This window comes from Dorea chungnamensis, from assembly GCF_039832125.1.
In the GTDB taxonomy this organism is placed as follows: domain Bacteria; phylum Bacillota; class Clostridia; order Lachnospirales; family Lachnospiraceae; genus JAFBIX01.
Genome location: NZ_JBDOHT010000009.1, coordinates 101454 through 123514, shown reverse-complemented (window position 1 = coordinate 123514; position 22061 = coordinate 101454). Strand labels below are relative to the sequence as shown.

Sequence of the window (22061 nt, the reverse complement as noted above, 5' to 3'; positions counted from 1 at the left end):
TAGATAGGGCAGAGGTGGAAGTACAGTAATGTATGGAGCTGACTGCTACTAATCGGTCGAGGGCATGACCAAGCAAGGTGATAGGTAATGGATGATATTTCTTGTATGCAGTTTTGAAGGTACATAAGTTTAAGACAGTCGGTTTGACTGTCTTTTTTGCATAATTTGTAAAAAATATAATGTGAATTTTAGTCTTTCTTTCAATTTAAATGGATATACTAAATGCAAGAAAAAATGAAATCTTAGGAGGAAAGATATGCGAAAAAAATACATTACTTTATTAGTAGCTTTTATGATGTTTTCTACAATAGTTTTGAGTGGATGCACGAATGGAAATTCGAATACTGCTTCCAATACCGGAAAAGATGGAAATACTACGTCAACTAATACGCAACAGAATCAAAATAATAGCCAGAATAACGAACAAATACCTTCACAAGAACAAGTGACTGTCAGTGAAGAGGAAGCAATAAAACTTGTTCTTGAAAAAGTCCCTGGAGCAACAGAGCAAAATGTCAAAATCAAATTGGAATATGATGATGGATATTATAAATATGATGGTGATATTATATATGAGCAGAAAGAATATGATTTTGAGATAGATGCATATTCAGGAGAATTTCTGGAATGGAGCGAAGAAAAGCTATAATATCAGATGATAATTATGAAAATCCTGCCTATTATATGAAAGAAAATCTATATAGTAGGCAGGATTTTTAATGTGATAATATTTAAAATTCCATTTCCACCAAATGTGCTACAGCAATCGGATCGTCTTCTGTAAATCCTTGTGCACAAGTCAAAATGAGTTTAATATAATCTATGGAAAAATCTAGCCGCTCAGCAATCTCAGCCATATTTTTTCCGTTTTCGTTGAGTTCAATTACGTGTGTTACATCTTGTTGAATTTGGGAAAAATCTTTATTCATGAGACGTATTCTCCTTTTTCAATCTTAATTCTAAAATGGCATCCAATAGTCGGAATGCAACTTCATCTTTTTCCATAATTGGAAGCTCAGTTTCGGAGTTTTTAGTAATTAGAGTAACTATATTTGTATCGGTTTCAAAACCAGCACCTTTTATTTTTAAATTATTTGCTACAATCATGTCCAGATTTTTTTTTGCAAGTTTCTTTCTGGAATTTTCAAGCATGTTTTCTGTCTCCATAGAAAAGCCACATAAAAATTGGTTAGGAAGTTTATGTTCTCCGAGATACTTTAAGATGTCATCTGTTCGCTCTAATGGAATTGATAACTCTGCGTCTGCCTTTTTTACTTTTTCATCTGAGACTTGACTTGGGCGATAGTCTGCAACAGCTGCAGCTTTAATTATAATATCCATATCTTTGCTTCTGGAAGTAACGGCATTAAACATATCTTTTGCTGTGATAATTGGAACAACATGAACGAATTTAGGCGGTTCTAATGCCGTCTTTCCAGTTACGAGTGTGACATTGGCACCTCTTAACATACAAGCTTTGGCGATACTGTAACCCATTTTCCCAGAAGAATGGTTGGTGATATATCGAACCGGATCAATAGCTTCCTGAGTTGGGCCAGCAGTAACAAGAACTTTCAATCCTTCCATATCATTTGGACAAGCACAATGACGAAGAATATGTTCATACAAGTCTGAAGGCTCTGGCATCTTTCCAGTTCCGGTGTCACCACATGCAAGATAACCACTGGCAGGGGTTACAATATCCATACCATAACGACGTAAAGTTGCAAGATTATCTTGAGTGATGGGATTCTCATACATGGCTGTATTCATGGCTGGTACTATGATTTTAGGACATTTACAGGCAAGAATGGTAGTAGTAAGCATATCATCGGCAAGACCATGTGCAAGTTTAGCGATAACATTGGCAGTTGCTGGTGCAATCATAACAACATCTGCTTTTTTGGCAAGCGCAACATGTTCTACGTTAAATTCAAAATTACGATCAAAAGTATCTGTTACACATTTATGGCCTGTTAAAGTCTCAAATGTAATGGGATTTATGAAGTTCTTGGCATTTTCCGTCATAAGAACATGGACTTCTGCGCCAGACTTTACCAACAGACTGCTCAGAGATGCACTTTTATAAGCAGCAATTCCTCCAGTAACACCAAGAAGAATTGTTTTATTTTTCAATTGCATAGTAAATCCTCTCTTTATATTGATATAATATAAAATAACTATAGCGTGTTTCTGCTTATCTTGCAAGAATCAAGGACCTAAATTAACAGGATTGTACTCGATTTTATACTTGTTCTCAATAAATTCCGATGATATAATGACACAGTAATTGTATTGTATCCCGGCAGTCGGGAATGATAACAAGGAGGAATTGAATAATGAAAGAAAAGAAACATGACACTCGATGGATGGTCAGTGTCGCACTTATGGCAGCAATTGTCATTGTGTTGGCGAATACACCTTTAGGTATGATCCAACTGCCAATTATTAAGGCGACAACTGTACACATTCCTGTAATTATTGGAGCGGTTCTGTTAGGACCTTCTGCAGGAGCAATCTTAGGATTTGTTTTTGGTATGTGTTCGATGATTAGTAATACAATGGCACCTACACTCTTATCCTTTGCATTTTCGCCATTTATGAGCACAACAGGAATTCCAGGAGCACTGAAAGCAATCTGGATATCTGTAGGATGCCGTATTTTGATTGGAGTGGCTGCAGGATGGTTATGGATTTTACTAAGTAAACTAAAAGTAAATCAGGTAATTGCACTTCCAATTGTAGGATTTGTAGGTTCTATGGTAAATACCATAACAGTTATGGGAAGCATTTATCTGCTGTTTGCACAGCAGTATGCAGAAGCAAAAGATGTTGCTGTGACAGCTGTATGGGGACTCGTTATGGGAACTGTAACAGCATCAGGTATTCCAGAAGCAATTGCAGCAGCAGTTCTTGTATTGGCGCTTGGAAAGGTATTGATTCAGGTGTTCAAGAAGATGAATATTAACGTAGTGAGCGCTCAGATTGCAAAATAAATTAGTTATGATAAATGAATAGAGATTAAAATGAATAAAATCAAAAGCCCTGAAAATCCGGGGCTTTTATTTTATAATAAAGTAAAACAAAAATTTGATTGCATGGAAATTTTCTCAAAACCAAAAAGAAGTCTTGTAAATTCAAGACTTCTTTTTGATTAAGCAGGGGATGAGAGAATCGAACTCCCGCCAAAGGTTTTGGAGACCCCTATCATACCACTTGACCAATCCCCTATATTTCTCTGTCGCACTAGATATTTATACCATATAACATTGATAGTTGTCAATAGATAAATTGAAAATAACACATTAAATTTTAACACCCTGGAGCGTGATCAATTTTCCGAAGATAGAAGACTGTAAACCCAGCGCAACGGAATCGGCGTATTCCAATTTTATTGGAGGGAGAAGAATCTCGCCCATTTCAGTTGGAATACTGCGATAATGCTTTTTGGATTTTAAAAATTCCGTTTTTTTCTTGTTTGCGAACCTCGCATAGATCTCTGTGATTCCCGCTCAGGAATGGCACATATAGACTTCGATAAAGATATTTGAAATGTCTTTTTTTCTCATATATTCTTTTAAAGGTTCTTCATAATGAAAATTCATGCAGCTTTCTCCTTTTTTATTGTATGGACTAGTTTTATTATAGCCTGGAATAGGAGAGAATTCCAGATATATGAAGAACAATCTTTATTTAATTCCATATATTGACTAATGGGTGAGAAGAATGAATGGAATTATATGGACTTTTTTGGGAACTTTATTGACGCTTTCTGTGACGACACTTGGAGCAGCAGGAGTATTTTTCGTAAAAAAGGAGATTGGAGGAAGATTACAGAGTGGATTTCTGGGGTTTGCCGGCGGTGTGATGATTGCGGCTTCGGTATGGTCTTTGCTGTTGCCGGGAATCGAATACGCAGAAGAGAATGGACAGATTAGCTGGCTGGTCATTACCTGTGGTTTTTTGATAGGTGTATGGCTGTTGATTCTAGTGGATTATTTGATTCGAAAGTGGGAGAGTTTTCAGGTTAAAAGGAATACGGCGATGCTGGTGACGGCAATTACAGCGCACAATATCCCGGAAGGAATGGCGATAGGCATTGCATTTGCATTGGCAGCTCAAGATCTTCAGGATGCATCAAGGTTGTCAGGGGCCATTGCTTTAACGGTCGGTATTGCAATTCAGAATTTTCCAGAAGGGACTGCCGTTGCATTGCCACTAATTAACAATGGAATAAGTAAGAAAAAAGCCTTTTTTATTGGGAGCATGTCGGCGGTTGTGGAGCCAGTCTTTGGAGTTCTGGCAGCTGCAGCAGCAAATCTGGTGCAGGGAGGGATGCCATGGTTTCTGGCATTTGCAGCAGGAGCCATGATTTATGTCGTAGTACAGGAGCTGATACCGGAAGCATATATCGGAGAAGAAGAAAAATCAGGGACGTTGGGATTTATTGTGGGATTTCTTGTGATGATGATTCTGGATGTCGCGTTTGGATAAGGGAGTAAATTGTATAGTAAATATGCATAGAAAAACCAGAGTAAGTGAAAAAATAAACAATAATAGTAATAAAATCGGGGTTGTGATATACTAATTTAATATGAGAGTAATAAAAAAGATACTGATGAGGAGGACTTATGGAAAAGAAAAAGTTAAGTATGCCTGTGAAGACATTAATAGGATTAGCGCTTGGTGTCATAGCGGGATTGGCATTGCAGAATCATGCTGATTTTGCCAATACATATATCAGCCCATTTGGAACATTGTTCCTGAACTGCATCAAGATGATTGTTGTACCAATGGTATTTTCTTCAATTATCGTGGGCGTATGTGGAATCGGTGATGCAAAAAAGATTGGAAGAATCGGCGGAAAGACAGTGGTATATTTCTTATGTACAACTGCTTGTGCAGCAACACTTGGTATTATTGTGTCCAATATATTTAAGATTGGTCAGGGCTTTGAGATTACAGGAGAAGTTGCAGAGGTAACGATTCCGGAGAGTACGGGAGTTATCAATACCTTAGTTAATATTATTCCGTCAAATCCGATACAATCACTGGCAAATGGAGATATGCTCCAGATTATTGCGTTTGCCATTGTCATTGGCGGCGGAATTGTGATGATTGGAGATAAGGGTAAACCAATTCTCAAAGCATTCGATTCACTGGCTGAAGCAATGTATGCCATTACCGGAGTGATTATGAAGTTTACACCTGTTGCAGTATTTGCGTTGATTACACCGATTGTGGCAGAAAATGGGGCAGAAGTACTGCTTCCGTTGGTCAGTGTGGTTCTGGCAGTTTATGGTACTTGTATATTGCATGCAATCATTGTATATTCATCTTCTGTAAAATTATTTTCCGGCGTGGGACCAAAAGAATTCTTTCAAAAAGCAGCAGAAGCAATCGTATTTGCTTTTACTTCAGCAAGTAGTTCAGCGACATTGCCATATTCTATGAAATCAGCAGAACAGTTGGGTGTCACAGAAGAGGTGCGTTCTTTTGTACTTCCGCTCGGTTCTACGATCAATATGGACGGAACTGCTATTTATCAGGGAATCTGTGCATTATTTATTGCAAATGTATATGGAATTCATCTGAGTCTGGTGCAGCAGATTACAATTGTGCTGACGTGTACATTTGCGTCTATAGGGGCGGCAGGAATCCCAGGGTCTGCAATGGTCATGCTTTCCATGGTTCTGCAGTCTGTAGGGCTTCCGCTGGAAGGTATCGGACTGGTGGCTGGAATCGACCGGATTACAGATATGGCTCCAACGGCTACGAACATTACTGGAGATATTGCATGTTCTGTTGTGATTCAGGCAACTGAGAACAAAAAACAGAAGGAGAGATCGGATGGTGAATGTCTGTAGAATATTATTTGCGGCAGGATTCTTAAGTTTATTGGCAATGATAGCCTATAATGATTGGAAGACAATGAAGATTCCGAACAAATTAATCATAATAACTGGAGGGGTTGGTCTGGCATCAACCCCTTTTTTCACAGAAATCAGTCTGATGGAGAGAGGAATCGGCGTCTTATGTATCAGCATACTGCTTCTCATTATTACGTGTATTGTTCCGGGAAGCTTCGGCGGCGGTGATATCAAACTCACGGCTGTCTGTGGATGGTATCTTGGATGGCGGTGTATGATGCTTGCATTCGTAATGGCGGTATTTAGCGCAGGAATCTATGTAGTATGGATTCTGGTGCAAAAAAAAGTTGGATATAAAACATCATTTCCATTTGGGCCATTCTTATGCCTTGGTATGGCTACAGCTTATTTTTTGAGAATGTGAAAAAGGAAGGACTTTCTTTGGGAAATATTGTAATTGGCTGATAAGTTTGCTACAATGAGGTAGTGATTGATAATATCAAATATATGGGGTTTTCAGTGCCAGACAGATGTTCATCTGTAGGGGTAAAAGGGAATCAGGTGCAAGTCCTGAGCGATCCGGTCACTGTAAGCAAGGAGTAAGGCTCTGATATGCCATTGCATATATTTTATATGTGAGAAGGTGCAGCCGAGCGTTGATATGTAAGTCAGGAAACCTGCTGAAAATGTTGGTGAATAGCTTCCGAAGAAAGTGTTTTCATGTAATAAAGTAAAAGTTGTGGGAAAATATTTTTCACAGCTCTTGAAGAATGTCTGCTTTCGGAATGATAGCAGATTTTTTTTGCAATACCAACAAGGGGCCACTTCCCCAGAAGGCCGAAAATAATCAAAAGGAGAGGATTTAAGTGAAAAGCAACACGAAAAAATTTCTTGCCCTTCTTCTGGCTGTGGCTATGGTAGTAACACCTGTGACCTCGCTTCGAGCAGAAGAGCCGAATGTACAAGGACAGGAAAATGCAGAGAATGAACAGCAAGAAGAAGTGGTAGAAGGAGAAGAAGCTGAACAGGGAAATCCTTCTGATATTCCGCAGAATGTAGAACCTTCGAAGACCGAAGAGAAAGTGGAGAATCCACAGACAATGGAGAATGAAACAGTACAGCTGGAGAATCAGCAAAATATTTCTGAAAATGAGGAAATTACCACAACTGAGATAATAAATCAAAGTCTATTAGGAGTACCAATGCTCTTAGAAGAAGGTGAGGTTGATAATACTAGTATCCAGATTCCAACCGGAGATGTGGGAATAAAGGTATTAAAGGTTTCTGATAATACAGAATATAAAATGTTTAAAATAGCAAATTCAGAAGCAGTTATTAGTGGAAATCAGATTAATATCAGCATGTATACAGCCAATGTAAGTTACAGTAAGATTTATCTTGGAAATGTTGAAGATGCAACGTTGGAAAAAGCAATAGACGGAATAGAAGTTAATCAAGACGGGAAATCAGGATGGGTATTTAATTTCTCCGTGTCAGTATCTGACGCAGGTAGCAATGTACCAATCGCTTTATATAATCCAGGTGAAGGAAAGGGATGGTATAAAACAACTCCTTTGGTACTTCAGATTCCAGCAGAAATAGTTGGAGAAACAGAGCCGGATCCAATTCCAACACCAGGTGCTTTGGAGAATGGAAGATATATAATAAATGCAACTTGTACAGAGGGAATGTTTAGCATTGATAATTGCATACTCACAGTTGATAATGGTATGATGACGGCAGAATTGACTCTAAGCACTAAAAAAACAGGTTATGATTATTTGTTTGTTGGTTCAGGAGAAGATGCAGAAAAAGGTTCAGGATGGATAGGAGCTAGAAAGGAATATAAAGAGGGGGATACAACCTACCGTACATTTGATATTCCTGTTCTTGTTCTGGATAAGGAAATTTTAATTGCTGCACATTCAATCGCGAATGATGAGTGGTATGATCGTCATGTTACATTTTCTTCTGAAGGTGCGCAAAAAGTAACAGATTCAGATTCTGGGAATAATTCGTCTGGCAGCACAGGCAACACTGGTAATTCAGGTTCCAGCGGCAGCACCGGTTCTTCCGGCAGTCAGAATAATAGCAATCCAGATTCCGAATCCAAGTATGAGTCTGACTTAAGCGGTTCGACTGGAAAAGTGAACAATACCACCAAGTTAAAAGACGGCGTCTATACACCAGACAGCTTCACATGGTCGGGTGGAACCGGACGTGTAAGCATTTCTTGTACAAAGATTACAATAACGAACGGTCAGGCATATGCGACAATCGTATTCAGCAGTCCGAATTACAGTTATGTAAAGGCTAACGGCAATAAATACTATGCTACAGTTGTGGGCGGAACTTCTGTTTTTACGATTCCGGTTGAGTTGAATAAAAATAACCAGATTATTGGTATGACAACGGCGATGTCAACGGCACATGAAGTTGCTTACAATATCTTTATATATCTTGCAGCAGCAGGAGAAGCAGACGACAAAACAGTTATTGGAAGCGGTATGGGAAGCAGCAAGAAACTGGACGAAGAGGCACCGGATATTCTTGGTTTAGAATACGAAGATGAAGTGACTTTGGATTATGCTGAGTACTTTAAGATCTATAAATATGAACAGGGCATTACGCTTCTTGAGATTGATCTGGTATCAGGTACGGTAAGAGAAGATGCAGAGGACGAAGAGACAGAGAAAGATTCTAAGAAGAAGGTTGAGTCAGAAGACGAGACAGAGAATGTAGAAGATGATGATTCGGCAGAAACTTCGGAGGAAACGGCTTCGAATGTTCAGACACAGGAAGAGATCGTAGCAGAGCTTTATAAAGAAAATGTTGTGAAATATCTGATCGTTCCGGAAGGTGTAGAGATTCCGGCCGGACTTGATAAAGAAGTTGTTGTGATCCAACAGCCGGTTGATAAGACATATGCGGCTTCCGATGATATTCTGGAACAGTTGGAACAGATGGATATGCTGGATCAGGTGGTAGCAGTTGCCTGTGAGGAAGATGACTGTAAGATTGATGCGATAGCAGATAAGATGGAGAAGGAAGAAATATCCTTTGCAGGTACATATGAGGAACCGGACTTTAAGAAATTAATCAGCAGTAAATGTAATCTTGCCCTTCTTCCGTCTGACATTCTTCCGCAGGAAGATGAGAAAAAAGACCTGACAGTAGAAGAACAGGAAGAGCGTTTCTTTGAACAGACAGAGAAATATGCGCTTCTTGATATCCCGGTGGTTATAGATCGTTCTGCAGATGAAGAAGAAGAGCTGGCACAGAAGGAATGGGTAAAGATTTATGGAGCCATTTTCGGATGTGAAGAGAAAGCAGAAGAGCTTTTTCATGCGGCTGCAATAGCAAAAAAATAATACGGTAGAGACAGGGACGGCGTAACGGCCGTCTCTGTTAATGGAGTTGGTGAAATGAAAAAAAACAGGAAGAAAATAGTCAGTCTGATTCTGGTTCTGCTGATGGTGATGGAAGGAATTATTGGATGTGCTTCTGAGAGTAAAGAGACAGTTGATGATGCAGGGCAATCAGAAGAGACGATACAGACAGAGCAGAAAGAGGAAAGTAAGCAGGCTTTGGAGATTCCCGGGCTTACTTATGAACGGACACTGGAACTTGATTATGCAGAGGGCTTCGATGTATATTATTATAATGATGGCTATGAAGTGATCGAAGTCTATGACAGTGCAACGTATCTGCTTGTACCGGAAGATGGAGAAGTTCCGGAAGGAATAGATGAAGATATTGTTATATTACAGAAACCTTTGGATAAGATATATCTGGCGGCAACCTCCGCAATGGCTTTGTTTGATGCGATTGATGCATTGGGATCAATCAGACTCAGCGGAACAGATGTTTCGGGGTGGTATATTGATCATGCGGTCGCTGCAATGGAGGCGGGTGATATCCTGTTTGCAGGCAAATACAGCGAGCCGGATTATGAGCTTATGATTGACGAAGAATGTAATCTTGCGATTGAATCTACCATGATTCAGCATTCACCAAAAGTAAAAGAGATGATTGAAGATCTTGGCATCCCGGTATTTGTTGACCGTTCCAGCTATGAGATACATCCTCTTGGAAGAACAGAATGGATCAAGTTGTATGGGGCGATGGTAGATAAAGATGATGAAGCAGAAGCCTTTTTTGAAGAACAGACAAAGGTCATTGAAGAATTAAAGGATTTTAAGAATACAGAAAAAACGGTAGCATTTTTCTATGTGAAGTCGGATGGCTCTGTTGTTGTACGTAAAACGGAAGATTATATTCCGACGATGATAGAGATTGCCGGCGGACGTTATATTTTTGATGATCTGGAAAATACAGAGAATAACAGTGCGGCTGTGAATCTTACGATGGAAGAATTTTACGCGACCGCTGTAGAGGCGGATTATCTGATCTATAATTCATCGATTGACAGCCCGATTGCGAGCATCGATGATCTGTTGGCAAAAAGTGAATTATTTGCAGATTTTAAGGCGGTCAAGGATGGAAATGTGTGGTGTACCGGAAAGTATCTGTATCAGGCAACCGATATCGTTGGGAATCTGATCATGGATATTCATCTGATGCTGACGGATCAGGGTGAGGATGGTATGACATTCTTATATAAAGTGCAATAAGCATAGAAGACGGATATATGAAAGAATTTGGTGAGGAAATGATGCAGAAGAAGGTTAGTACTGCACAGGAAACGGGAAGCTTTCACAGTGAGAATTTTAGAAGACGGACCAGATATTCGATGGTTTTCATTGTTCTGGCAATAGCATTTTGCGTAATTACAGTATTGAATATTAATACAGGGAATGTAAGAATCTCTGTACCAACGATTCTCGATATACTATTCCAGCATGGCGGAAATGATGTGGAATACAGTATCATATGGAAGATCAGGCTGCCAAGAATCCTTATGGCTGCTATATTAGGCGGGGCGCTGTCTTTGTCAGGATTTTTACTGCAGACATTTTTTGCGAATCCGATTGCCGGACCATATGTGCTGGGAATCTCTTCCGGGGCAAAGATGGTTGTTGCGCTGACGATGATCATATTTTTGGAATATATGGGATCATTTTCTTCCTATACTTTGATTTTCGCGGCGTTCATCGGATCGCTGATTTCCACGGGATTTATCCTTATGCTGTCAAGAAAGATCCACCATATGGCATCTCTGTTGGTGGGAGGTATTATGATTGGTTACATCTGCTCGGCAGTGACGGATTTTGTCGTAACTTTTGCGGAAGATTCGGATATTGTGAATCTGCATGGCTGGTCTCAGGGAAGTTTTTCAGGTATGAGCTGGAGTAATGTAAAGGTTGCAACGATTGTCGTTGGTATCACACTGGTATTTACTTTCTTTTTGTCAAAGCCGATCGGTGCGTATCAGTTGGGAGAGGCTTATGCACAGAGTATGGGAGTGAATATCAAGGTGTTCCGTGTGGTGCTGATTCTCCTTTCCAGTGTGTTTTCTGCATGCGTCACAGCATTTGCCGGACCAATTTCTTTCGTAGGAATCGCGGTTCCTTATCTGGTTAGAAAATCTTTGAATACGTCCAGACCGCTTGTGGTGATCCCGGCGACGTTTCTGGGCGGGGCGGTGTTCTGTATGTTGTGTGATCTGATTGCACGTATGGCATTTGCACCAATGGAACTGAATATCAGTACGGTGACTTCTGTACTGGGGGCTCCGATTGTGATTATTATGATGTTGAAGCGGGAGAAAGGAAGATAGATATGGCTGATTATTATTTTCAAATGCAGAATACGACGGTCGGCTATAATGGAAAGCCGCTGATCCATGATATTAATATTGGAATAGATCAGGGAGAGATCGTGACACTAATCGGGCCCAACGGCTCTGGAAAATCGACGATTCTTAAGAGTATTACACGCCAGCTGAAACTGATCGGCGGGAAAGTTTTTTTTGATAACAGTTTCCTCCAGACATTATCATATAAGGAATTATCCACTCGTATGGCCGTAGTGCTGACGGAACGTATGAAGCCGGAACTTATGACGTGCCATGATATTGTTGCGACCGGCCGGTATCCATATACGGGCCGACTTGGTATACTGTCCAGGGAGGACGAAGAAAAGGTAGATAAAGCGATGGAAGCTGTCCATGCCCAGGAACTGGGATGCCGTGATTTCAATGCAATCAGTGATGGACAGCGTCAGAGAATCCTTCTGGCACGCGCTATCTGTCAGGAACCGGATATTATTATATTGGATGAGCCGACTTCGTTTTTAGATGTACGTCATAAACTGGAGCTTCTTGCGATTCTTCGCAGAATGGCGAAAGAGAATGGAATTACAGTGATCATGTCTTTGCATGAGATTGATCTGGCCCAGAAGATATCGGATAAGATCATATGCGTGAAGGGTGAGACAATCTCCCATTATGGAATTCCTGAGGAAGTATTTCAGGAAGATATCATCCGGGAATTGTATGAGATAGATAACGGTTTCTTTGACCCGACGCTAGGAAGTATTGAATTGCCGCGTCCTACAGGAGATCCGGAAGTGTTTGTAATCTCTGGATGTGGAAGCGGAATCCCGGTTTATCGTCAGCTTCAAAAAGAGAATACACCTTTTATAGCGGGAATCCTGTATACGAACGATATGGATTATCAGCTTGCAAGATTACTGGCATCACAGGTCATTGTAGAAAAGCCGTTTTTTGAGATTACTGATGGGACCTATAAGGAAGCGGTGCGGGCGATGGAGAGATGTAGGAGAGTCATCAATGCAGGAATAGAGATTGGCCCGTGTAACCGGCGAATCGAAGATCTTGTCAGAGAGGCAGAGCGAATGGGGAAAATGTAGGAAGGGAATGATTAAAGGGTATGCATTCAAATCGAAAAAAGCGAAAATCAGAAATGTCAGCCTTGGAGGTATCTCTTGCAGGGAACTGTCTGTTCGTTATCCTTGAATTGATTATGGCGATATATACATGTTCTCAGGCAGTGTTATTAGATGCTGTTTATGATGGCGTGGAACTATCAATGATCTTTGTGTCAATGTCATTGCTTCCACTTTTGTATAAGCCATCTAATGAGAAACGGCCTTTTGGGTATCTTCAGGTAGAGTCGTTGTTTGTAATGATAAAAGGAATTGTTATGACAGCGGTTACGTTTGGCCTGATTGTCAACAATTTTCAGCTTATGCTGCATGGAGGCCGCCATGTGGACTTTTCAGTGATAGCTTATTTTGAATTGTCTTCGACAATCCTAAGTGTTATTTTTATCGTTATTCTAAGCAAATTGAATAAGAATCTGGATTCTCCAATCGTAACGGTCGAGATTCAGGAATGGAAGGTCGATACGATTGCATCAATGGGAATGACAGTGGCTTTCTTTTTGCCGGTCATTATTACATCAAATTGGTTTCAGCCGTTTACCCCGTATCTGGATCAGATTATTGCAATTATTCTATCTGTTTTTATGTTGCCTACGCCGATGAAGAGTGTGGTTGTTGGTCTGCGGGATTTGTTCTTGCTCCCGCCGGAGGAAGAAACTGTACAGCAAATTAAAGATATTATCGTTCCAATCTTAGATGCGTACGGATATGACAAGCTTTATTTTGATATTGTAAGAACTGGGCGTAAGCTGTGGATCAGTGTTTATATTACATTTGACAAGGATGAAGTGTCTATCTCTAGATTTAAGATTGTACAGGATTTTATTATCCGTGCTTTGGCAAAACATTATCAGGATTTTTATTTTGAATTGTTGCCGAATATTGAGTACAATGGAAATACAGAAGTAATAGAATAAATTGTTTTTTGAATAGTTATTAATTTATATATAAATATGTTGTGAACCGATTCATAAGATGATACAATTGTGACGAAATAAGTGTTACATATTATAACGTTTTGTAACAATTGGAGGTTATTATGAACGATTATATCATTTGTATGGATGCTTCCGGTGATATTATTGCGGAAGCGGCCAGAGAAAATAACGTAGCATTTGTCTCGATGGAATATTCCCTGGGGGATGAGATGCGTACATCACAAGGCTGCGAAGAAGAGGAAGTGTTGAAGAAATTTTATGATGGACAACGCGGTGGTGATATGACAAAGACTTCGCAGATCTCACCGTTTATGTACGAGAAGTATTTTAAAAAGTTCTTAGAAGACGGAAAGTCAGTCTTGTATTTCTGTCTGTCGAGCGGGCTTTCTTCCACTTATAACAGTGCTATGCTTGCAGCTGGGAATTTGAAAGAGGAGTATCCGAATCAGGAAGTTCTTCCAGTAGATACATTAGCGGCAACAGGCGGAATTGGGATTCTGGTTGAGAAGGCAATAGAAAACCAGAAAAAAGGAATGGATATTCATGAGAACTACGATGCAATCAATGCGGTGATTCCAAAGCTTCGCCATTATTTTATGGTTCAGGATCTGATGTATCTTAAGCGAGGGGGACGTGTCAGTGCAGCGACTGCAATCGTTGGATCTGCACTCAATATTAAGCCAATGCTTGAAATTGATAAAAATGGTAAATTGATAACCGTGGATAAAAAACGTGGTAATAAAGTTGCCATGACATCTTTGTATAAGTTTTTTGTTGAAAACTATGATCCAGAGCAAGGAAGTATCATATATGTCTGTGATGCTGATGCACCTGAATTAGCAGAGGAATTAACGCATAAAGTGCAAGATTCTCATTATGATGTCATAGTGAGACGAACAATGTTGTCACCGATTATCGGGGCACATACAGGCCCGGGAATGTTATCCATGATTCTTGTAGGAAAATAAATAATAGGGAAATGAATATTAAATATTATGAAAAAAGATGCTCGATTGAATCCTTTCAGGATTCGTCGGAGCATCTTTTTACTTTGATATCTGAATTATAATTTGCCGCAGTATTTCAGACAGTCTTCTTCAAAATTCTGCATCTGAGTATCCAAAGAGGCGAAAGAGGCATCAGATAGATTCTCTGTAACTGTCTGCATATCTTTTTCAATCTTTTCTGGATTATAGGGAATCTCCAGAGCAAAATCGCTGAATGCACGAATCTTCTGGAAATACATATTTGTCTCCGGCTCTTCGTGATTGCTTCGGCACATCTGATACATAGAAACACAGTCGGTTGCCTCTATATCTGTACATTTTTTGCAGATCCATTTCCCAAGATAATAATAAGTGCCATTGATATCATAGATAAATCCGGGGTATTTTAATAAACGTTCTGATAACATAGGAATCCCTCCATTTCTTACTCTTTAACAGTAACAAATCTGTCCTCAAAAAGCAAGGAAACAAAAGAATTTGTTGCAATATACCCGATAGGGGTATATAATGATGGATGTAAAGGAGATGAATGTAATATGGAGGAACAAAAGCAATGTTGCTCTCACAGAACCAAAGAGAGATCAGATAAAGAGTATAAAGACCTGATTCATCGGTTAAATCGTGTCGAGGGACAGGTCCGTGGTATAAAAAGAATGGTTGAGGAAGATGCTTATTGTACGGACATTCTAATACAGGTATCCGCAGTCAATGCTGCACTGAACAGTTTTAATAAAGTGCTGCTTGCCAATCATATCCGGACCTGTGTTGCGGAAGATATTCGTGCAGGTAAGGAGGAGACAATCGATGAACTTGTAGCTACCTTACAGAAACTAATGAAGTAATACGAAGTAATTAAAGGAGACCAAGGAAATGAAACAGTATACTGTGACAGGAATGAGTTGCGCGGCTTGTAGTGCGCGCGTTGAAAAGGCGGTTTCACAAGTCCCTGGGGTGACTTCCTGTTCGGTCAGCCTGTTGACCAATTCAATGGGAGTGGAGGGGACTGCCTTGCCGGCTGCTGTCATCGCTGCTGTGGAAGAAGCCGGGTATGGAGCTTCTGAAAAAGGAGCAGGCGGATCAAAGGAACAGTCTTCATCAGGCATGGCGGATGAGGAACTTCTCATAGACAAGGAAACCCCGATATTAAAGAAGCGATTGATCGCATCATTATGTTTTCTGATTCCTCTAATGTATGTTTCCATGGGACATATGATGTGGAACTGGCCGCTTCCGGCTTTTATGGAAGGAAATCATGTGGCGATGGGGTTGATTCAACTCCTGCTTACAACTACGATTATGATTATCAATCAGAAGTTTTTTATCAGCGGATTTCGAAGTCTGTGGCATAAAGCGCCGAATATGGACACACTGGTAGCGTTAGGAGCAAGCGCTTCTTACATCTACAGTACCTATGCATTATTTGCCATGACAGATGCCCAGATGCGAATGGACATGGATGCTGTCATGTCTTATATGCATGAATTATATTTTGAATCGGCAGCAATGATATTGACATTAATTACTGTGGGAAAGATGCTGGAGGCCCATTCCAAAGGGAAGACGACGGATGCTCTGAAGAGCCTGATGAAGCTGGCACCAAAGACAGCAGTGGTTATTCGGGAAGGAATCGAACAGAGTGTGGCGATTGAGCAGGTGAGGAAAGGGGATCTCTTTGTAGTCCGGCCGGGAGAAAATATTCCGGTGGATGGAATTGTCATAGAAGGAAGCAGTGCGGTCAACGAGTCGGCTTTGACAGGAGAAAGTATTCCGGTGGATAAATCGTCTGGCGATTCGGTATCTGCCGCCACATTGAATCAGTCTGGATTCTTAAAATGTGAGGCTTCGAGGGTTGGAGAGGATACTACTTTATCGCAGATTATTCAGATGGTCAGTGATGCTGCGGCTACAAAGGCCCCGATTGCCAAAGTGGCGGACAGAGTATCGGGTGTGTTTGTTCCGGCAGTTATCTCAATTGCTGTTGTTACCATTGTGATCTGGTTACTTGCCGGGCAGAGTATTGGATTTGCACTGGCAAGAGGGATCTCTGTTCTGGTCATCAGCTGTCCATGTGCATTGGGGCTTGCGACACCGGTTGCAATCATGGTCGGAAATGGAATGGGTGCCAGAAATGGGATTATGTTTAAGACGGCAGTTTCGCTGGAGGAGACTGGAAAGATGCAGATTGTGGCCTTGGATAAGACTGGAACTATTACCAGTGGAGAGCCGAAAGTTACGGACATTATTCCAGTAGACATATTAGAAGAAGATCTGCTTCGAATGGCATATGCATTAGAAAGAAAAAGTGAACATCCACTGGCAAAAGCCATTCTTGCGTTGGCAGAAGAAAGGCATCTTACAGAGAAGGAAGTTACAGAATTTCAAGCGGTGCCGGGAAATGGACTGTCAGGAAAACTGGGAGAGGATGTATTGTGTGGCGGTAATCTGGAGTATATTTGTGCAAATGGAACGGTACCGGAGAAGTTACAGCGCCAGGCAGAGGTATTGTCACAAGAAGGAAAGACGCCTTTGTTCTTCAGTCAAAATGGTCAGCTTGTGGGAATCATTGCGGTAGCTGATGTAATCAAGGAAGACAGCCCTCAGGCAGTAAAAGAATTACAGAACATGGGGATTCATGTAGTTATGTTGACGGGAGATAACGAAAGGACTGCACAGGCGATTGGAAAGCAGGCTGGTGTGGATGAAGTGATTGCCGGTGTCCTTCCGGAAGGAAAAGAACGCGTGATACGCAAGCTGAAGAAAAAAGGCAAGGTTGCTATGGTTGGTGATGGAATCAACGATGCACCTGCACTGACACGGGCGGATATCGGAATTGCCATTGGGGCAGGAACGGATATAGCCATTGATGCCGCAGATGTAGTATTGATGAAGAGCAGGTTAAGTGATGTGCCGGCAGCAATCCGTTTAAGCAGGGCAACTCTTCACAATATTCATGAGAATCTGTTCTGGGCATTTTTCTACAATGTGATTGGGATTCCGCTGGCAGCCGGTGTGTGGTATCCGCTGTTCGGGTTAAAATTGAATCCAATGTTCGGCGCAGCAGCAATGAGTCTGTCGAGTTTCTGTGTGGTGACCAATGCACTGCGGCTGAATTGGTTTGATATGCATGATGCAAAAAAAGATAAAAAAAGAAAATCAAAAAAGAGACAGGAGGAAATTATAATGGAAAAGACAATGAAAATCGAAGGAATGATGTGTGGACACTGTGAGGCAAGGGTGAAGAAGTGTCTGGAGGCTCTGCCTGAGGTGGCTGAAGCAGCAGTAAGTCATGAAGCAGGTACTGCTGTGGTAACATTAAATGCCGAACTGGCCGATGATGTGTTAAAGAAGACGGTAGAAGATCAGGATTATAAAGTTCTGGGAATTGAATAAGCATCAGAGCAGTAGATTACAGACAGGGCAGGATTCCAACTTTCGGATATCCTGCCCTTAATTGTGCGTTCACGTTGTCTGTGCTCATTAAGTACTTATTATGAGAAAAGAGTCAGACAGACACCTGGCAAAACGGAATTCCACAGTGATATTAAAGGATTTTCTGTGTATTCTGTTTGATCTTTTCCGTAAAATATGCGTATTGGATAAGTTCTTCATCGGTAAAATCTGTAAATCGTGCTTGATCATAGTTATTCTGTACGGCTGCGAGTTCATTTAGAATCGGTGTGGCAGCAGGAAGAAACAGGATATTTAACTGCTTTTGGCTTCGTTTATTCTCAATCTTTATGAATCCTTTAGAAGTAAGTTTTTGAAGCAGCATATTTAGATTCCTTGTAGTGATATTTACAAAATCTGCAAGTTCCCGGCGGTTACTGCTCTGGTGTGGCTGATTCAAAAAGAGAAGCAGACGTGTTTCATCCAGAGTCAGATCATTTTTGTGGGCGACAGGTTCCAGATAATAATCCAGAAGCTTGCGGTTGCGATATTCATCCATAAGAAATCCCTCTCCGCAAAGAGCAGCTTCAGAGATACGGCTGCGCTCTTCACCAAGCTTTTGAGAATTGGGCATAATAGAAGGCGGCACGGCTCCGTCTTTGGCAGCATCAATCAGAAAATGATAGACCTGCAGGCGGTTTTTCTCGTAGTCTTCCTCATCTAATACATGCTTATAAAAATTATTATAATACTCAAATACCATAAGCTTCATTTTAATCGTTTTCGTAATATTCATGCCCTGACTTGCCAGCGAACCCTTTGTCTTTACATAATAATAGATCGGTACCTGAAGTGCATAAAAAACATCGGCGTGTCGGATATATTCCAGATTAAACATAAAGTCCTCACACCAGCTGATATCAGGGTTCATGCGAAGGTGATATTTTTCCACAATATCACGGCGAAACAACTTATTCCACAGCACACCATAATAGAAATCAGCCGGATTTTCCATCATATGTGTGGCAAATTCCTCCTGAGTCAGAACACAGTCATCCTCAATATCCCCCTTGTGAGAGACACGCTCCCCAATAACACGGTAAAAATCAGAGATAACCATGTCACAATGATAATATTCGGCAGTCTGCACCAAAAGATCCGTCGCATTCGGCGTAATCCAGTCATCACTGTCCAAAAATTGGAGATAAGTTCCCCTTGCATGGTCCAAAGCCATATTTCTGGAATCAGAGACCCCGCTGTTCTCCTTGTGAATAACATGGACACGAGAGTCCAAAGAAGCATATCGATCACAGATGGCACCAGAAGAATCCAAACTGCCATCATCCACAAGCAAAAGCTCAAAATCAGTGTACTCCTGATGAAGAATACTGTCGACACAGCGCGAAAGCGTATTTTCAGCATTATATACAGGAACAATAATACTCACGGTAGGATTCATAGTGAAAAACACCCCTTTTAAAAATCATTTACTATATTTTACACTAAAATGGGGACGTAGTAAAATTAAAAAATACTACGTCCCCATTTGAAAAATGCCCTGTACCTTTTTGAAATATTTTAAGCCATAATCTAGAGAATGTGTTATGATTATTGTATTTAGAATTGGGATTTTTATTGAATATGTGAAGTGGAGGATATATGATGAGTAAGCAGATATTGTTGATTAATGATCTGGCTGGTTATGGGAAGGTTGCGTTATCGGCAATGATACCGGTATTGTCGCATATGGGGCATCAGATTTATAATCTTCCTACAGCGTTGGTTTCGAACACGTTGGATTATGGGAAATTTGATATTTTGGAAACGACGGATTATATGAAGAATACGATTAGTGTGTGGGATGATTTGGGGTTCCAGTTTGACGCGATTGCGACGGGCTTTATTGTTTCGGAAGTTCAGGCGAAGATGATTGCTGACTATTGTCGAAAGAAATCTGAGAATGGGACGTTGATATTTGTAGATCCGATTATGGGAGATGAAGGGAAACTGTATAATGGTGTATCACAGGAGACAATTTCGCATATGCGAGAGCTGGTAAAGGTTGCGGATTATATTGTGCCGAATTATACGGAAGCGGTTTATCTGGCCAAAATGCAATATCATTCACAGGATTTGACAAAGGAAGAAGCGGATGAATTGGTCGAGAGATTGCGGATAATGGGTGCAAAATCTGTGATTATAACGAGTGCGCGTTTGGATGGAAAGGATGTGGTCATTGGGTATGACCATGAACTGGATGAAAAATTTGTTCTTCCATTTGACATTATTCCGATAAGATTTCCGGGAACAGGAGATATATTTTCATCTATTTTGATAGGGAAAGTACTTTCGGGAAATAGGCTTGTGGACAGTACAAGAAATGCCATGGATGCGGTAAGGGAATTGATAAAAAGAAATCAGGATAATGCTGATAAATATAAGGGAATCCCTGTGGAAAATTATCTGGAGGTGCTTGATTGATGAGGCGACCAAAAATAAAGATCACATTGATAGACCGAAAAGGACCGAAAGGATGCCACAGAGGTCATGAGATTGGGGAAAGTTTTGATTTTGATACGGAACGGGGCAATTTATGCCCGATGGCTATGCATGTGGCGTTTCCATATATTGATATTCTCAGATATGGGGGCGAGATCCCGGGGCAGGAAAAAGGAACTGCAGTATTTGCATGTCCAGATGTGGATACACTGAATGTATTTAAAATAGAAAGAATAGAGGAAGATTAAAAAATTATTTTTGTGGAATAACAAATAAATAAAAGGAGATGCAGAATTATGAATTATTATGAAAGAGCAAAGGAATTAAAAGAAGAAACGATTGAGAATCGGCGTTACTTTCATGAAAATGCGGAAGTAGGACTGGATATGCCAAAAGCAAAGGCATATGTCATGGAAAAACTTAGAGAATATGGCTTGGAGCCGAAGGAATGTGGTCATGGGGTGACGGCCACATTGGGAAAAGGTGGGAAAGTTCTTCTGCTCCGTGCAGACATGGATGCATTGCCGATGCCGGAGGAAAGCGGCCTTTCATTTGCATGTAACACAGGGAAAGTACATGCATGTGGGCATGATTTTCATGCAGCAATGCTTCTTACAGCGGCAAAAATGCTGAAGGAAAATGAATCTGAACTAAAAGGTACGGTTAAGTTCATGTTCCAGCCGGCTGAGGAGACATTTGAAGGAAGTAAAGACATGATTGAACATGGAATCTTAGACAACCCTTCGGTGGATGCGGCTCTTGCCTATCACGTATCACCAGGAAAGATGCCGGTTGGGATATTCATGTATAACAGCACAGGAACCATGATGTATTCTGTAGATGGATTTAAGATAACGATCCATGGAAAAGGTGCACACGGTGCATATCCACAGAATTCAATTGACCCGATTAATATCGGTGTGCATGTCTATCTTGCTTTGGAAGCTCTGATGGCAAGAGAGGCGGATCCGTCCAAATCCTGTGTCATGACGATTGGAAATTTTGAGGCAGGAACAGCTGCTAATATCATTCCAGATACAGCAATCCTTCAGGGAACTATCCGTACAAATGATCCGGATGCCAGAGAATTGCTGGTACGAAGAATGAAAGAAGTCACGGTAAAAACGGCAGAAGTATACAGTGGAACCGCCGAGATTGAAATGATCTCCGAAGTTGCACCACTGATCTGTGATCCACAATTTACAGAAGAAATTGTTGGATATATGAAAGAATTAGATATTCCAGGCTTGACGCCATATCCGAATATATCCGCAAGTGCGTCCGAAGATTTCGCATCCATTGCAGAAAAAGTGCCAAGCGCATTCATGTATCTTTCTGCAGGATATCTGGATGAAAGAGGAGAAAGCCCTGCACATAATCCAAAGGTACAGTTCAATGAAGACGTGTGCCCAATCGGCGCCGCCTGTATGGCACATTGTGCAACCAGATGGTTAGGGAAGTAAAATGGTAAAAAGGGGACGTAGTATTTTTGC

The 22061-nt window shown here is 40.8% G+C and carries 20 protein-coding genes, 1 tRNA gene and 1 riboswitch; of the genes, 16 read left to right on the top strand and 5 right to left on the bottom strand.

All coding sequences use genetic code 11. From position 1 onward, the window contains the following. Nucleotides 1–256 precede the first annotated feature (256 nt). Complete coding sequence (locus ABE613_RS09740; RefSeq protein WP_235233791.1) at nucleotides 257–649, top strand: PepSY domain-containing protein; 393 nt, start codon at nucleotides 257–259, stop codon at nucleotides 647–649. Between the two features lie 82 nt (nucleotides 650–731). Here ABE613_RS09740 and ABE613_RS09735 read toward each other — a convergent pair whose 3' ends face one another. Continuing rightward, a complete protein-coding gene (locus tag ABE613_RS09735; protein WP_235233790.1) occupies nucleotides 732–929 on the bottom strand; it encodes a hypothetical protein in 198 nt (65 codons plus the stop codon). Further along, nucleotides 922–2142 carry a bifunctional phosphopantothenoylcysteine decarboxylase/phosphopantothenate--cysteine ligase CoaBC gene (gene coaBC / locus ABE613_RS09730; protein ID WP_347376264.1) on the bottom strand — a complete coding sequence of 407 codons (1221 nt, stop codon included), beginning with the start codon at nucleotides 2140–2142 and terminating at the stop codon, nucleotides 922–924. Before coaBC ends, ABE613_RS09735 begins: the two co-directional genes overlap by 8 nt. Before the next feature lie 197 nt (nucleotides 2143–2339). Between coaBC and ABE613_RS09725 the strand changes: the two genes are divergently transcribed. Beyond that, nucleotides 2340–2996, top strand: coding sequence for an ECF transporter S component (locus ABE613_RS09725; RefSeq protein ID WP_347376263.1), 657 nt, complete (start codon nucleotides 2340–2342; stop codon nucleotides 2994–2996). A 163-nt stretch (nucleotides 2997–3159) separates the two neighbouring features. Here the strand turns inward: ABE613_RS09725 and ABE613_RS09720 are convergent. After that, nucleotides 3160–3230 (bottom strand) — tRNA-Trp (locus ABE613_RS09720). Nucleotides 3231–3726: 496 nt separating this feature from the next. On the opposite strand from ABE613_RS09720, the gene ABE613_RS09715 reads away from it, so the two are divergent. The 9 genes from ABE613_RS09715 (at nucleotide 3727) to ABE613_RS09675 (ending at nucleotide 14643) form a co-directional block, all read left to right on the top strand. Continuing rightward, nucleotides 3727–4494 (top strand): ZIP family metal transporter, encoded by a 768-nt coding sequence (locus tag ABE613_RS09715; RefSeq protein ID WP_347376262.1) that lies wholly within the window; start codon nucleotides 3727–3729, stop codon nucleotides 4492–4494. Between the two features lie 137 nt (nucleotides 4495–4631). Next, nucleotides 4632–5867, top strand: a complete 1236-nt coding sequence (locus ABE613_RS09710; RefSeq protein WP_235233785.1) for a dicarboxylate/amino acid:cation symporter — start codon at nucleotides 4632–4634, stop codon at nucleotides 5865–5867. Further along, nucleotides 5851–6294, top strand: coding sequence for a prepilin peptidase (locus tag ABE613_RS09705; protein WP_235233782.1), 444 nt, complete (start codon nucleotides 5851–5853; stop codon nucleotides 6292–6294). The genes ABE613_RS09710 and ABE613_RS09705 overlap by 17 nt, the downstream gene beginning before the upstream one ends. Nucleotides 6295–6370: 76 nt before the next feature. Further along, nucleotides 6371–6569: riboswitch (cobalamin riboswitch) on the top strand. Between the two features lie 167 nt (nucleotides 6570–6736). Further along, nucleotides 6737–9241, top strand: a complete 2505-nt coding sequence (locus ABE613_RS09700) for a hypothetical protein (RefSeq protein WP_347376261.1) — start codon at nucleotides 6737–6739, stop codon at nucleotides 9239–9241. A gap of 54 nt (nucleotides 9242–9295) precedes the next feature. Then, entirely contained in the window at nucleotides 9296–10504 is a 1209-nt protein-coding gene (locus ABE613_RS09695; RefSeq protein WP_347376260.1) for an ABC transporter substrate-binding protein, read from the top strand. Nucleotides 10505–10545: 41 nt separating this feature from the next. Beyond that, on the top strand, nucleotides 10546–11610 hold the full coding sequence (locus ABE613_RS09690) for a FecCD family ABC transporter permease (protein WP_235233794.1): 1065 nt from the start codon (nucleotides 10546–10548) through the stop codon (nucleotides 11608–11610). 2 nt (nucleotides 11611–11612) lie between these two features. Further along, nucleotides 11613–12704 carry an ABC transporter ATP-binding protein gene (locus tag ABE613_RS09685; protein WP_347376259.1) on the top strand — a complete coding sequence of 364 codons (1092 nt, stop codon included), beginning with the start codon at nucleotides 11613–11615 and terminating at the stop codon, nucleotides 12702–12704. 20 nt (nucleotides 12705–12724) lie between these two features. Next, nucleotides 12725–13654 carry a cation diffusion facilitator family transporter gene (locus ABE613_RS09680; protein ID WP_235233776.1) on the top strand — a complete coding sequence of 310 codons (930 nt, stop codon included), beginning with the start codon at nucleotides 12725–12727 and terminating at the stop codon, nucleotides 13652–13654. Between the two features lie 122 nt (nucleotides 13655–13776). After that, nucleotides 13777–14643 (top strand): DegV family protein, encoded by an 867-nt coding sequence (locus ABE613_RS09675; RefSeq protein WP_347376258.1) that lies wholly within the window; start codon nucleotides 13777–13779, stop codon nucleotides 14641–14643. A 95-nt stretch (nucleotides 14644–14738) separates the two neighbouring features. On the opposite strand, the gene ABE613_RS09670 is transcribed toward ABE613_RS09675, so the two are convergent. Continuing rightward, the gene (locus ABE613_RS09670) at nucleotides 14739–15089 is read right to left on the bottom strand and encodes a hypothetical protein (RefSeq protein ID WP_235233773.1); all 351 of its coding nucleotides are present in this window, start codon (nucleotides 15087–15089) and stop codon (nucleotides 14739–14741) included. 129 nt (nucleotides 15090–15218) lie between these two features. Here ABE613_RS09670 and ABE613_RS09665 point away from each other — a divergent pair, with 129 nt between their 5' ends. Both ABE613_RS09665 and ABE613_RS09660 read left to right on the top strand, forming a co-directional pair. Then, on the top strand, nucleotides 15219–15524 hold the full coding sequence (locus ABE613_RS09665; protein WP_235233772.1) for a metal-sensing transcriptional repressor: 306 nt from the start codon (nucleotides 15219–15221) through the stop codon (nucleotides 15522–15524). 28 nt (nucleotides 15525–15552) lie between these two features. Continuing rightward, nucleotides 15553–18072, top strand: a complete 2520-nt coding sequence (locus ABE613_RS09660) for a heavy metal translocating P-type ATPase (RefSeq protein ID WP_347376257.1) — start codon at nucleotides 15553–15555, stop codon at nucleotides 18070–18072. Nucleotides 18073–18223: 151 nt separating this feature from the next. Here ABE613_RS09660 and ABE613_RS09655 read toward each other — a convergent pair whose 3' ends face one another. Further along, the gene (locus ABE613_RS09655) at nucleotides 18224–19528 is read right to left on the bottom strand and encodes a glycosyltransferase (protein WP_347376256.1); all 1305 of its coding nucleotides are present in this window, start codon (nucleotides 19526–19528) and stop codon (nucleotides 18224–18226) included. Between the two features lie 203 nt (nucleotides 19529–19731). Between ABE613_RS09655 and ABE613_RS09650 the strand changes: the two genes are divergently transcribed. From ABE613_RS09650 to ABE613_RS09640, 3 genes are read left to right on the top strand one after another with little or no spacing between them, the layout of a single operon-like run. Beyond that, nucleotides 19732–20550, top strand: a complete 819-nt coding sequence (locus ABE613_RS09650; RefSeq protein WP_235233766.1) for a pyridoxamine kinase — start codon at nucleotides 19732–19734, stop codon at nucleotides 20548–20550. Beyond that, nucleotides 20550–20816 carry a TIGR04076 family protein gene (locus ABE613_RS09645; RefSeq protein ID WP_235233765.1) on the top strand — a complete coding sequence of 89 codons (267 nt, stop codon included), beginning with the start codon at nucleotides 20550–20552 and terminating at the stop codon, nucleotides 20814–20816. Before ABE613_RS09650 ends, ABE613_RS09645 begins: the two co-directional genes overlap by 1 nt. Nucleotides 20817–20864: 48 nt before the next feature. Next, on the top strand, nucleotides 20865–22031 hold the full coding sequence (locus ABE613_RS09640; protein ID WP_347376255.1) for a M20 family metallopeptidase: 1167 nt from the start codon (nucleotides 20865–20867) through the stop codon (nucleotides 22029–22031). Nucleotides 22032–22061: the final 30 nt, after the last annotated feature.